The organism is Maribacter vaceletii (assembly GCF_003634105.1).
Lineage (GTDB): Bacteria > Bacteroidota > Bacteroidia > Flavobacteriales > Flavobacteriaceae > Maribacter_B > Maribacter_B vaceletii.
The window spans coordinates 59,697-73,738 of the sequence record NZ_RBIQ01000007.1; the positions used below are offsets into that span (position 1 = coordinate 59,697).

Sequence of the window (14,042 nt, forward strand, 5' to 3'; positions counted from 1 at the left end):
CCGAAATATTTAATTATCAACCACTTACAAGACCTTTAACTTCTTCAAAATCTAACCCTCCGTAATTTCCAGAGCTCATTAAAAGCAGAACAGAATTATCATAATTCTTATTAAAAACAAACTCCTTAAAACTAGCAGCATTAGTTTGTATGTTAAGGTCATCTCTCTTAAACGCTTCCGAAATTTGCTCTTTTGTTACTTCTTTTAGCTTTTTAATTTTCACAGATTCTGGTAAGTAAAAAACAATAGCTTCATCTGCGGCATCTAAAGCCCCTTTATACTCCTTTAAAAATTCAGGATTAAAACTACTGTAGGTATGCAATTCTAAACATGCAATTACCTTTCTGTTTGGATACTGTTCTTTTACTGCTTTTGTAGTTGCAGCAACTTTACTTGGTGAGTGAGCAAAATCTTTATACGCAACAGCGTTAGTTCTCTCTGCTATTTTCTCTAATCTTTTAGAAGCCCCTTTAAAAGTGCCTATTGCTTCATAGAAGTCATCCTCATCTACTCCCATGTTTTGGCAAATCCATTTTGCCCCTGCTAAATTACTAAGGTTATGTTTCCCAAATACTTCTATTGGCATTTGTCCTTCTGGAGTATCTAATAATGTTTGTCCGTCTACAACAGTATATTCTGGTGTACTATACCCTAGTTTACGAATAGAATTTTCGGATTGCTCTACCACATTTTTAACTTCGGCATCTTCTATATTATATGTTATGCTGCCTCCTTTAACTATACTGTCTACAAATATTTTAAACTGCTCTACATAATTTTCATAGGTAGGAAAAACATTAATATGATCCCACGCAATACCACTTAACAGTGCTATATTAGGTTTATACAAATGAAACTTAGGTCTCCTATCTATGGGGGAAGACAAATATTCATCGCCTTCTAATACAATAAAATCATTCTCTTCTGTTAAATGCACCATTCTATCAAACCCTTCTAATTGGGCACCAACCATGTAATCTACACTAATATCATGATAGTTTAACACATGCAAAATCATAGATGTAATAGTTGTTTTACCATGACTACCACCTATAACCACACGAGTTTTATTCTTAGATTGTTCATATAAAAATTCTGGGTAAGAATAAATAGTAATCCCTAATTCTTTGGCCTTTAAAAGCTCTAAATTGTCTGCTTTTGCATGCATTCCTAAAATCACAGCATCTAAGCCTTCATGTATTTTCTCTGGAAACCAGCCAAAAGACTCTGGCAATAAACCTTTAGAAGAAAGCCTTGATTTAGAAGGTTCAAAAATAACGTCATCACTACCCGAGACGTTATATCCTTTATGTTGAAGTGCTAACGCTAAATTGTGCATGGCGCTACCGCCAATTGCTATAAAATGAATATGCATAAAAAAGGGAATTAAGCTGTAAAGATAAGTAAAGCTCTTAAGTACGTCAAGGCTATTCTAACCTAATAATAACAGATAATTATCGATGAAACGCACTTTTTTAAAGATGCACAACCATATTCCTCTCTTATTTAACAACTCTTTTGTAAGGTTATACAACAAAAACAAGTGACTAAATAGTATATCCTACTAAATTGCGTTTTTCAATATTAAATAACCATACTATTACCAAATGACCAATCAAAGCCACAAAACTATTTATTATAAATGGTTTATCTTTCTTTGTCTACTAAATTTTTCAGTAGCGTCATACGCACAATGCGCAGGGACAGACACTACCGTTACTATTTGTGACAAATACTCCGACACGAACAACCAATCTTACGATTTAAACGATGCCTTAATAGGAGAATTACCAGGAGGTACTTGGAGCACTAATGATCCAGCAGTATATTTTGCCCTACAAGAAAACACAGGTATTCTTAATCTTTGGAGAATACATTATGCAGGCACACATGTTTTTACATATACTAATAACCTTTGTGGAGATTCTGCCACAGTTACTATAGACTTAGGAGGATATTCTGGCGAAGATAATATAGAAGGAGATGCAAATGCTTGTAGTGACGATGCTGGTGTTGATTTAAACAGATTTCTTGGAGATCAAATAAATGATATACTACCAGATGTTAATGGTCTTTGGGAAGAAGACCCTTCTACTTTTACTGGTTATTTAAATAACAATTTGTTTAATGCTGAAGAAGCCGGACCCGGAAATTATACCTTTACGTATACCGTAGCTCCAGTAGGTGGTTGTCCAGAAAGTATTTCTACGATAATTTTAAAAGTACACCCAAGAGCTAGATCTGGCGAAAGTCAAGGCCTTGTTATTTGTAACAATGAAGATTTTTCTATCTACACGAATGTAAATCTTAATGATTTACTTACCGATGAAGACTCCGAAGGTACTTGGTCTGATAATAGTGGTACTAACCAATTAAGTGATCTATCGGATAATATTATAGATATTCAGCAAATATATAACGACTTTGGTGTTGGCGAATATTCTTTTACTTATTTAGTTTATCCTACGCCTTATCATCCTGTATGTCAAGAATCTTCTACTATAGTTAGCATAACTATACTACCTACTCTCATAGGTACTTTAGATGTAGATAACTATTGTGTTTCTCAAGATACATATCCAGTTTCTTTATCGTATGATGATACGTATTTATATAATGGAACCTACGATATTACGTATAGATTAAGCGGAGTTACACAAACAGAAACTGTTACTGCAATTTTAACAGATGGCGTTGGCTCTTTTAATATTGAGAAAAGCACAGCTCCAACCAATAGTACCGTAACACTAAACATTACTAGTATTGAAGGCACATCTCCTAGTCAAGTTGTTTGTCCTAGCATACTAGTTCCTTCTGTAGATTTTCTTATTACAAATCCATCTGCATCAAGTACTAACAAATGTGTTAATACCGATGTAACTGTAGATTTTATCAATATTTTTGATACTACAGAGGTATTATCCAACCAAAACCACACAATAAACTACAGTATTACGAACCCTAGTGGTATAGTTACAAACCTATCCGAGTCCGCAGTTAATTTTACAAATGGCGCTGCATCTCTTACAATACCAGGAACTAATTTTGTAGAAGGTGGTGATTATGATTTTAATTTTGAGATAGTTGGAGGCTTAGATTTAGGTTGTACTATAAGCTCTAGTAGTTCTATTACCCCTACTCCATCAGAAATACAATTAGATTTAGTTGTAGATAATAATTGTGATGCAACTTTAATTGATGTTCTTATTGATGCCCCAACACTAACAAATGGAACATATTCTATAACTTATGATGTTATAGATCAATTATCAAATAATGTACTAACGCAAAACAGTATAAACTTTTCTGGAGGTACTGCTAGTTATCAAATAGATGTTGCTGGGTTTGCGCAAGGAAATTATACGGTTAGTGTACGAAGCTCTCAAAATGACACAACTCCGTGTAGGATTGAGTTTGATTTTGAATTGCAAGAAAATTTTGCAAGAGGTGGCGTACCAGATGCTCCAGTTGTAGATGCCTTACAAACCTTTTGTTTAAATAATTACGCTAATTCTGGTCCAACATTAGAAGATATTAGTGTTACAGCTACAGGAACTATTCTTTTTTATAGCACCGCTACAGATACTTCTATACTACCAATAACAACAGCTCTTGTAAACGGAGAAGATTATTTTATTTCTAATACCGATTTAAATAATAATTGTGAAGGATCCAACAGAGTACAAGTAGTTACTATGTTAACTAATCCGGAAGGACCTACCGTTACAGAATCTAACCCAGAATTTTGTGCTGCAGATAATGCTACAGTAAGTAACCTTAGTGTAAATGTTCCTAACGGAGATACTACAGTTTGGTATGATGCTTTAACTGGTGGTAACTTACTTGATCAAAACACTATTTTAGAAAACGGAACCAGCTACTTTGCAAGTTCTGAAAACACTAATGGTTGTCATAGTACAGACCGTGTAGAAGTTACACCAATAATACATGAACTAGAACCGGCTACTCTAGAGTTTACAACATTAAGTTTATGTGGTTTAGACAACCCAACTGTAACTAATTTAGCAGTTTTAGAAAACTCTAATTCTTACGAAACTCGCTGGTTTATTAATGCAGAAAGTACAACACCATTAGATAGTAGCACTCCCTTAGTCGCAAATGAAATGTACTATGCAGAAAGTTACAACCCAATAACCGGTTGTATTAATCCGCAAAGAATAGCTGTAACAATACTTCTTAGTAATTGTGAACCAGATGCATACAACTTCTTTATTCCAGATGCATTTTCGCCTAACGGAGATGGTAAAAACGACTTATTCTTTATTCCAAACATAGAAATTATATTTCCAGATTTTACTCTAGAAATACTTAACAGATATGGTAGTAGCATGTTTAAAGGAGATATAAATAACCCTGCTTGGGATGGCACTAATAACAAAAGTAGTATTGCGCCAAACGGAGTTTATTTTTACATAATAAACTATAATAAAGAAGGCTATAATCCAATTCAAGGAGACTTATACCTTAATAGATAAACCATACACCAACCAACTATCATTAATAAAATAATAATGAAAAAAACATTTCTATATTTTTTCTTTCTGTTACTTCTACAATCCTCTTTTGTAGTTGCGCAACAAGACCCACAATATACCCAGTACATGTATAATATGAGTGTAATAAACCCTGCTTATACAACCAATAATCTTAACGTAGTAAACTTTGGAACTTTATACAGAAGCCAATGGGCCTCTGCTGTAGGGTCTCCAAAAACACTAACCTTTTTTGCGCATGCTGCAATTACAGAAAAAGTAGAAGCCGGTATCTCTTTTATTAAAGATGAAATTGGTGATGGTGCTTTAAAAGAAAATAACGTTTTTGCAGATTTTGCTTATAGTCTAAAGTTAGACGATCAAAGTAGATTAGCTTTAGGACTTAAAGCAGGTATTACAAATTTTAACACCAACTTTAATGGTTTTATGTTACCAGAAACACAAGATGATTCTGCTTTTAGTGAAAACATGAATAGCACATTTCCTAATGTTGGGTTTGGAGCTTTCTATCATAGAGACAAACTCTATGCTGGTTTATCAATTCCTAATTTTTTAAATTCTAAGCATGTAGACAATCAAAATGGTATTAGTACTGTAGGTTCCGAAAAAATGCACCTTTTTGCAACTGCTGGTTATGTATATGATTTAAACAACAATATTAAGCTTAAACCATCTTTCTTAGCAAAAATGGTAAAAGGTGCTCCTATTACTTTTGATGTTTCTTTAAATACTTTAATTCATAATAAATTTGAAGCAGGAATATCTTATAGATTAGAAGATGCTATAAATGCAATGTTTAATATGAAAATATTACCTGGTTTAAAAGCTGGTTATGCCTATGATTACACCTTATCTAATCTAAGTGATTTTAGTGCTGGTTCTCATGAAATTTTCCTTTTGTTTGATTTAGATTTACTAGGTCTACAAAGAGGATATGATAAATCTCCAAGATTTTACTAAACTATACTATGAAAAAAATATTCCTATTTATACTATTTACAGGCCTTTTACAGACCGTTTCATTTGCTCAAGAAGAATTAAAGCGAGCAAACATGTATTTTGAAAGAGCTTTTTATACCGATGCTATTCCTTTATATGAAGAAATTGCAAAAACTAATAAAAGTTCTAAAGTTGTAAAAAACTTAGCAGACAGTTATTACAATACCTACCAACTGCCAAGAGCAGCAAAATGGTATTCTTATTTAACTTCTGTTTATGGAGAAAATTTAGACGAAAGTTATTTCTTTAAATACAGCCAAACTTTAAAAGCAGTTGGCGAATATGAAGAAGCATTAGAAGTTCTAATGGATTATTATACAAGTCAAGAAAACAAAGAAAAAGTTGCTTCGTTAAAGGAAGATTTAAGGCATTTAGAAAACGTAGATGCTATTGGAGAACGTTTTAAATTAGAAAATTTGCCTCTAAATACTGTGAAATCTGAATTTGGAGCAACTAGAGTAGATAGCAGTATAATATATGCTGCATCTAAGAAAAAAGCAATCCCAGGATTAAACAAACGGTATAGATGGAATAGTGAAAACTATTTAGATATGTACAAACACCCAATGAGCCAAATTACTCTTGGCGATAGCGTTAGTACAAGTCTTTCCTCTTCTATTAACACAAAAATGCATGAAGCAACTTTTGCGATAACAAAAGATAGAAAAACCATTTACTTTACACGTAATAACTTCCTTAAAGGGAAAAAGAAAACAGATGGCAAAAAAATATCTAGATTAAAAATTTACAAAGCAGAACTAGTAGATGGCTCATGGGAAAATATAGAAGAATTACCATTTAACGGAGATGATTTTTCTACAGAACACCCTGCATTAAATGCAAGTGAAACTGTTATGTATTTTGCATCAGATAAATCTGGTGGTTTTGGTTCTTTAGACTTGTATTCTGTTTCTTTAAATGCAAATGGAGAATTTGGAGAACCTAAAAATTTAGGAGCTACAATAAATACAAATAAGAAAGAACAATTTCCTTTTATAGACGCCAAAGACAACCTTTATTTTTCATCAAATGGTCATGCAGGTTTTGGATTATTAGATGTCTTTGTTGCAAAAAAAGAAGGTGATACTTTCCTAAAACCAAATAATGTGGGTAAACCTATTAATGGAGGTTATGATGATTTTTCATTTAATATATATTCAAATAACAATCAGGGCTTCTTTGCTTCCAACAGACCAGGAGGCGTTGGTGGTGATGACATTTATAAATTAGAAGAAACAAAACCTTTAGATATTAAAGATTGTTCCCAATTTATAGCTGGTATTGTTACAGAGGTTTCTTCAAAAAAACCAATTGCTTTTGCTGTAGTAGATTTAGTTACAGAAGACGGAACATTAGTAGAGTCTCAAACTGCATCAGAAAAAGCAGAATTTAAATTTACTGTTACTTGTATGGCACAATATACCGTAAAGGCTAGAAAAACAGGATATAAAGACAATTCTAAAATTATTATAACAGATAAAGAACGTAATAGCGTTAAAGATGGTTCTTTAGAATTACAATCTATAGCTCAAATAGAGAAAGAAAAGAATGAAAAAATTCAGAAAGCTAAAGAAGAAGAGGAAAGGTTAGAAAAACTTGCTAAAGAAGAGCGTATAAAGGAAGAAAAACGCAAAAAAGAAGAGGCAGAAAGAATTAAAAAAGAAGAAGAAAAACGTAAAAAAGAGGCCAAAGTTAAAGCTGAAAAAGAACGTAAGGAACGTATTGAAAAAGCAATAGAAAATGAACCTGCTGTTGTAAGGCAAGGAAAGCGCATTGTTATAAAAGCAGAACCAAAAGTTCATTTTGATTATGATTTGTGGTACATACGTTTAGAAGGTAAAGAAACCTTAGATAAAATCATTAAAATCTTAAAAGACAATCCTGGTATACAATTAGAAATTGGCACACACACCGATATTAGAGGTAATGATGATTATAACAAAAAACTTTCTCAGAAACGTTCTAATGCTGTAGTAGAATATTTAATAAGACAAGGCATTTCTAAAAAACGCTTATCTGCTAAAGGATATGGTGAAAAAATGCCACAAATAAAATGTGAGACCGAAGAATCCTGCACCGAAGAACAACATGAAATTAACCGTAGATGTGAGTTTGTTATTGTAGACTGGAAATAACATAACATTTCTCTTTAAAACCTAAGCTCCTATAGTAACATAATAGTTTTTATAGGAGCTTTTTTTATTAAAAGTAGGTAGCAAAAACGTTTTTCCTTTACTAAACACCAAAAAGTAACGTTCACTAACTATAAGGGACACTTTACTCATTTAAACTTGTATTAAAAACAATAAGAGTTCATATTTGTTACGTAAATTTATATAGATGAAAAATACTATCACAATACTCACTATAATCTTTTTTGCGCAAATGATGCAGTCACAAAAATCTAGTAATTCTTTTGAAGCCCTATGGCAAAAAGTAGAACAATTAGAAAATGAAGCTCTGACCAAATCTGCATTAGAAGTAGTGCAAACTATTTCTAAAAAAGCAAGTAAAGAAAATAATACGGCGCAAAAAATTAAAGCGCTTTTACATGCTTCAAAGTATGCAATGACTTTAGAAGAAGATGCACAACTAAAAATAATTTCTGATTTCAATACTGAAATAGAAAATGCGTCATTCCCCACTAAAAACGTACTAGAAAGTTATTTAGCAAATTTATACTGGCAATATTTTCAACAAAATAGATACCAATTTTATAATAGAACAAACACAGAAAACAAAGTAAATAGCAAAGATTTTAGAACTTGGGACTTAACTACTCTATTTCATGAAATAAACCTTCATTTTTCTAATTCTTTATTATACACAAAAGGATTACAAGAAATACCTATTACTCAGTTTTATACAATTCTTCATCATCAAACTAATTCGGAAACATTTAGACCTACCTTATTCGATGCTTTAGCGCATAACGCATTAGAGTTTTATAAAACCAACGAAACAAGTATTACCAGACCCGCAGATAAGTTTGAGATTAATAACGATAATTATTTGTGTGACGCTTCTATATTTATAAAAGAAAAAATTGATACAAAAGATAAAACATCATTAGAATTTAGAGCATTAGAAATATACCAGCAATTATTATCTTTTCATTTTAATGATACATCTTTAAAGGCCTTTGCAAACATAGATATAGAACGATTAAAGTATGTTTATGGAAATGCTGTTATTAAGGACAAAGACTTAAAATACCTTCATACATTACAAAATAATGCTGAAAATTATAAGAAAGAAGCTATTTCTGCACTTTATAATTATGAAATAGCTACCCTTTATCAGCAATGGGGAGTAACATATAACTCTACCAACACTAATAATAAATGGAAATTAAAAGAAGCTTTAACGCTATGTGAGCAAACTATTTCTAGCTTTCCAAAAAGTTATGGTGCAGACCAATGTCGTTCTTTAAAAGCTTCTATTTTAGGAAAAAGTATTCAGGTAACTGCAGAAGAATATATACCAACTAACAAACCTTCAAAAATACTGGTAACCTATAAAAATCACGAAAACTTAGAACTTTCTGCAATAAAAATAAATAGCTCAGAATTACAAAAACTTAGCAAACTTTATCCTGAAAAAAAACAATTAGATTTTATTAAAACTCTTAAAGTTCATAAACAATGGAATGCAACCCTTCCTAATGAACAAGATTACCAAACACATAGCGTAGAAGTGTTAATTCCTGAATTAGAAAGCAGTCATTACTTATTCTTGGTAGAATCTAAAGATGACAATGTTTCTTTTGCATATAAAGCTTTGCAGGTTACAAATATGGCCCTTGTAGAAACAAGAACTCCAGATTTTTATAGATATCAAATTATTGATAGAACTAATGGAAAACCAAAACCTAATACCAATTTAAAATTTACCTATCGCATTGATTATAATGGAAAAAAACTAACTGAAAATTTAAAAACAGACAAACTTGGTTTTGCACAAATTGCCCTTTCTAAACAAGGGTGGAGCGATGTTCATATTGAAGCCAAAAACACAGATGACAAAGCTTTTTTTGGCGAATTCTACATTAATCAAAAATATAATAGAAACTCTCCTTCTGTAACAAATTCTTGTTTTCTATTTACAGACAGAAGCATTTACAGACCAGGACAACCATTATACTTTAAAGGAATTGCTTTGCAAAAAGGCAAAGAAAAATCTACCTTATTAGTAAATACAAATGTTACTGTAACGCTTAGAGATGCCAATTATCAAGAAGTAAAAAAAGTAGATTTTAAAACAAACGAATACGGTTCTTTTTCAGGTGATTTTATACTTCCAAATAACGGGCTTACTGGTAATTTTTCTATCTATGTAAGTTCCTCTAAAAGCAATCTAAATGGAACTACAAATTTCTCTGTAGAAGAATATAAAAGGCCAAAATTTGAAACTTCTTTTAATCCAATCACGGAAACCTACAAGGTTAATGATAGTATTAAAGTAACAGGTAAAGCTATCGCATTTTCGGGCAGTAGTATTACCAATGCAAAAGTTAGCTATAGAGTAAAAAGGGTTGTTTACTTTCCTAGATGGTACTATTGGAGTTATAGACCGTATAGACATATAGAACCACAAGAAATTACCCATGGAGAAGTTACATCTAATGATAGTGGTTTGTATGATATTACTTTTAAAGCAATCCCAGATAATTCCTTAGACAAAGCAGATTCTCCAACTTTTAGCTATGAAGTTACTGCAGATGTTACTGATATTAATGGAGAAACGCATAGTACTTCTACTGTAGTACAAGTAGGCTATCATACCTTAACTGCAACTGTAAATATTCTTAACTTATTAGATAAAGAAAATAAAAATAACACCATACAGGTATACACTCAAAACCTTAATGGCTCTGCTGTTTCTACAAAAGGAACTATAAAAATTTATAAGCTAAAAGCTCCTAATTTTGTTCTTAGAACAAGACCTTGGAATGCTCCTGATTACAATGCTTGGAACAAAGAAGAGTTTAAAAAATTATTCCCTAATGAAAGTTATTCGGATGAGCATAATTCAGATACATGGAAAAAAGGAGAAATGGTTTGGCAAAGTACGTTTAATACAGAAAAATCTACCGAACTAAAACTAAATTCAATCAAAGATTGGGAATCTGGAAAATACCGAATAGAATTAGAAACCAAAGACAAATTTGGAAACCTGGTAAAAGATGTAGCTAGCACTACTTTATATAGTGACAAAGATAAGAAGTTAGCAGATAATCAACTTTTTCATATGAAGACAGACAAACCTTCTTATGCAATTGGCGATAAAGTAAAACTAAGCTTATTCTCTAATGTTAAAGATTTAGACGTAACATTATTTATTGAAAAATCTGGAAAATTAGTAAATACGCAAATTATAAATATAAAAGGTACAAGCAAAACAATTACAATACCTGTAGAGAAGAATGACTTAGGTGGGTTTTCAATTTCTTATAGTTTTTCTGCTTACAATTCTTTTATAAGTAGTAACATAAATATATCAGTTCCTTATCCTAAAAAAGATTTAGAAATAGAAACTTTAACCTTTAGGGATAAACTACAACCAGGAACAGAAGAAACTTGGTCTTTTAAAATAAAAGGAGCTAAAGGAGAAAAGGTTTCTGCTGAATTGCTTGCAAGTATGTATGATGCTTCTTTAGATTCCTTTAGAGGACATAACTGGTATTTTTCTCCTAACGCACAACCCTATTATTATTCTCAATGCTCAATAAACGGCTACAATAGTTTTAATACTACTTACTTTAATTCTTATAATCTTTTTAATAACGGATATAGTTATAAACAACAATATTACGATTCTTTCCAATGGTTTGGTCTTCAATTTGGATATGCAAATTATGGTAGAAGTAGACGAATGGTGAAAAGCGGTGCCCCTATGCCAATAATGGAAAGCAATGTAGAAGTAGCAGAAATGGCTATGGAAGATTCTGAAGGAGAAATGGATGCTGTAGTAGGTTATACCTCAGAGAAAAAAATATCAAAACCAGAAAGCAAAAGAAAAGATAAAGAAACAATAGAAGATAATTCTAAAAAAGAAGAACCAGTTAAAATTCGTACTAATCTACAAGAAACGGCCTTTTTCTTTCCGCATTTACAAACCGATGCAGCAGGAAATGTAACGTTTAGTTTCACCACTCCTGAGGCATTAACCAAATGGAAACTTCAATTATTAGCACATAACAAAACTGGAGAGAGCGCTATTTCTACCATGCATACAATTACGCAAAAAGAACTTATGGTAGTACCTAATGCTCCACGTTTTTTAAGAGAAGGAGATGACATTATTATCAGTAGCAAAATTGCCAACCTTACCGACAAAAAACTGTCTGGAATGGCAGAGTTAAAACTAACCGATGTTTTAACTGGGAAATCTATATCTGATACACTAATTGGTTCTAAAACAAGACTTCCATTTACAGTGGACTCTCTAAACAATACTCAAGTATCTTGGAAATTAAACATTCCTGAAGGGTTACAAGGTTTGCAATATACTGTAATTGCAAAAGCTGGTGATTTTAGCGATGGAGAACAAAATGTACTTCCTGTTTTAAGCAATAGAATGTTGGTTACAGAAACACTACCTATGTGGGTTCGCAGTAATCAATCTAAAACCTTTACTTTAGATAAACTCGTTTCAACTCCGCTCAACGACCCTAGCACAACACTAAAACATCATAAACTTACTTTAGAAATTACCAGCAACCCTGCTTGGTATGCAGTGCAAGCACTACCCTATTTAATGGAGTACCCTTATGAGTGTAATGAACAGACTTTCTCTAGATATTACGCAAATGCATTGGCTAGCCATATTGCAAATAGTAATCCTAGAATTCAGGAAGTATTTAAGCAATGGGCTACTTCGACAGGATCAACAGATGCTTTGGTCAGTAATTTAGAAAAGAATCAAGAATTAAAATCGCTATTAATTCAAGAAACTCCCTGGCTTAGAGATGCACAATCTGAAACGGAACAGAAAAAACGTATTGCACTTTTGTTTAATCTAAACAAAATGCAAAACGAACAAGCCACTGCACTTTTAAAATTACAGCAAAATCAAATGTCTTCTGGCGCATGGCCATGGTTTAAAGGCGGTCGTGAGAACCGATTTATTACCCAACATATTGTTTCAGGCTTAGGGCATTTAAAACAGCTACAAGTTACCGAAAACAATAAAGAGGTTTCAGCTATGCTAAAAAAGGCTATTTCCTATTTAGACAGAGAATTTGTGAAGGAGTACGAGTACATGAAAAAGCATGCAACTAATATAAAAGACAACCATTTAACCAGTACACAGATTCATTACTTATACATGCGTAGCTTTTTCACGGAGTATAAAAAATCTAAAAAAGTTGCAGGAATAACAGATTACTATTTAGGTCAAACCAAAAAATACTGGAAAGCGAATAGTTTGTATAGAAAAGGAATGCTTGCATTAATTAGTCATAGAGCAAAAGATGCAACTACAGCTTCTAAAATCCTAAGGTCATTAAAAGAGAATAGCATTACATCGGATGAATTAGGAATGTATTGGAAAGAAAACACCAATTCTTGGTATTGGTACCAAGCACCAATAGAAACACAAGCCTTACTTATTGAAGCTTTTTCTGAGATAGAGAATGATATTACTACTGTTGATAATCTTAAAATTTGGTTACTTAAAAACAAACAAACCAATCAATGGAAAACTACCAAAGCAACTACAGAAGCAGTATATGCATTGCTACTGCAAGGAAGTGATTGGCTTTCTGTATCCGAGACTGTAGATGTTTTAATCGGTGGAAATAAAATTGCACCTGAAAAATTAAAAGAAGTAAAAACAGAAGCAGGTACAGGGTATTATAAGACTACCTGGAATACCAATGAAATAAATAATTCTTTAGGGGAAGTAAACATCTCTAAAAAAGGAAATGGTATTGCTTGGGGAGCCTTGTACTGGCAATATTTTGAAGATTTAGATAAAATTACATCTGCAAAAACGCCATTACAATTAAAGAAAAAACTGTTTTTGAAGAAAAATACAGACACTGGAGAGCAATTATCAGAAATTACTTCTAAAACAAATATAAAAGTGGGCGATTTAGTTCGCGTACGTATAGAGCTAAAAGCAGATAGAACCATGCAATATATTCATATGAAAGATATGCGTGCCGCAGGTTTTGAACCTGTAAATGTATTCTCGCAATACAAATGGCAAGATGGTCTTGGGTACTATGAAAGTACTAAAGATGCTAGCACTAATTTCTTTTTTGATTATTTACCAAAAGGCATTTATGTATTTGAGTATGATGTACTTGTTAATAATGCTGGAGATTTTAGTAATGGCATTACCACTATTCAAAGCATGTACGCTCCAGAATTTAGCAGTCATAGTGAAGGTATTAGAGTTAAAATTGAATAGAGATAAATAGTTACCTAAGTGAATAAGTGGTTTTACTTAAAATTGAGGAGGGTTTACTAAATTTTGGTTTCAAGAATACTATAAAGAACATAGTTTAGAGGTATAATCTAA

Annotated in this window: 5 protein-coding genes; 4 read left to right on the forward strand and 1 reads right to left on the reverse strand. The window is 32.1% G+C overall.

The window, feature by feature from the left end:
* Positions 1–16: 16 nt before the first annotated feature.
* Positions 17–1,375 carry a UDP-N-acetylmuramate--L-alanine ligase gene (locus tag CLV91_RS00455; protein ID WP_121062886.1) on the reverse strand — a complete coding sequence of 453 codons (1,359 nt, stop codon included), beginning with the start codon at positions 1,373–1,375 and terminating at the stop codon, positions 17–19.
* 232 nt (positions 1,376–1,607) lie between these two features.
* On the opposite strand from CLV91_RS00455, the gene CLV91_RS00460 reads away from it, so the two are divergent.
* From CLV91_RS00460 to CLV91_RS00475, 4 genes are all read left to right on the forward strand, one after another.
* The gene (locus CLV91_RS00460; RefSeq protein WP_121062888.1) at positions 1,608–4,496 is read left to right on the forward strand and encodes a gliding motility-associated C-terminal domain-containing protein; all 2,889 of its coding nucleotides are present in this window, start codon (positions 1,608–1,610) and stop codon (positions 4,494–4,496) included.
* Positions 4,497–4,532: 36 nt separating this feature from the next.
* Positions 4,533–5,474, forward strand: a complete 942-nt coding sequence (locus tag CLV91_RS00465; protein WP_121062891.1) for a PorP/SprF family type IX secretion system membrane protein — start codon at positions 4,533–4,535, stop codon at positions 5,472–5,474.
* 8 nt (positions 5,475–5,482) lie between these two features.
* A complete protein-coding gene (locus CLV91_RS00470; protein ID WP_121062893.1) occupies positions 5,483–7,648 on the forward strand; it encodes an OmpA family protein in 2,166 nt (721 codons plus the stop codon).
* 205 nt (positions 7,649–7,853) lie between these two features.
* On the forward strand, positions 7,854–13,931 hold the full coding sequence (locus CLV91_RS00475; protein WP_170146680.1) for an alpha-2-macroglobulin family protein: 6,078 nt from the start codon (positions 7,854–7,856) through the stop codon (positions 13,929–13,931).
* Positions 13,932–14,042: the final 111 nt, after the last annotated feature.

Coding starts and splice junctions, on each gene's coding strand:
- CLV91_RS00455 (WP_121062886.1), bottom strand. CDS start 1,375: ATGCATATTCATTTTATAGCAATTGGCGGTAGCGCCATGCACAATTTA.
- CLV91_RS00460 (WP_121062888.1), top strand. CDS start 1,608: ATGACCAATCAAAGCCACAAAACTATTTATTATAAATGGTTTATCTTT.
- CLV91_RS00470 (WP_121062893.1), top strand. CDS start 5,483: ATGAAAAAAATATTCCTATTTATACTATTTACAGGCCTTTTACAGACC.
- CLV91_RS00465 (WP_121062891.1), top strand. CDS start 4,533: ATGAAAAAAACATTTCTATATTTTTTCTTTCTGTTACTTCTACAATCC.
- CLV91_RS00475 (WP_170146680.1), top strand. CDS start 7,854: ATGAAAAATACTATCACAATACTCACTATAATCTTTTTTGCGCAAATG.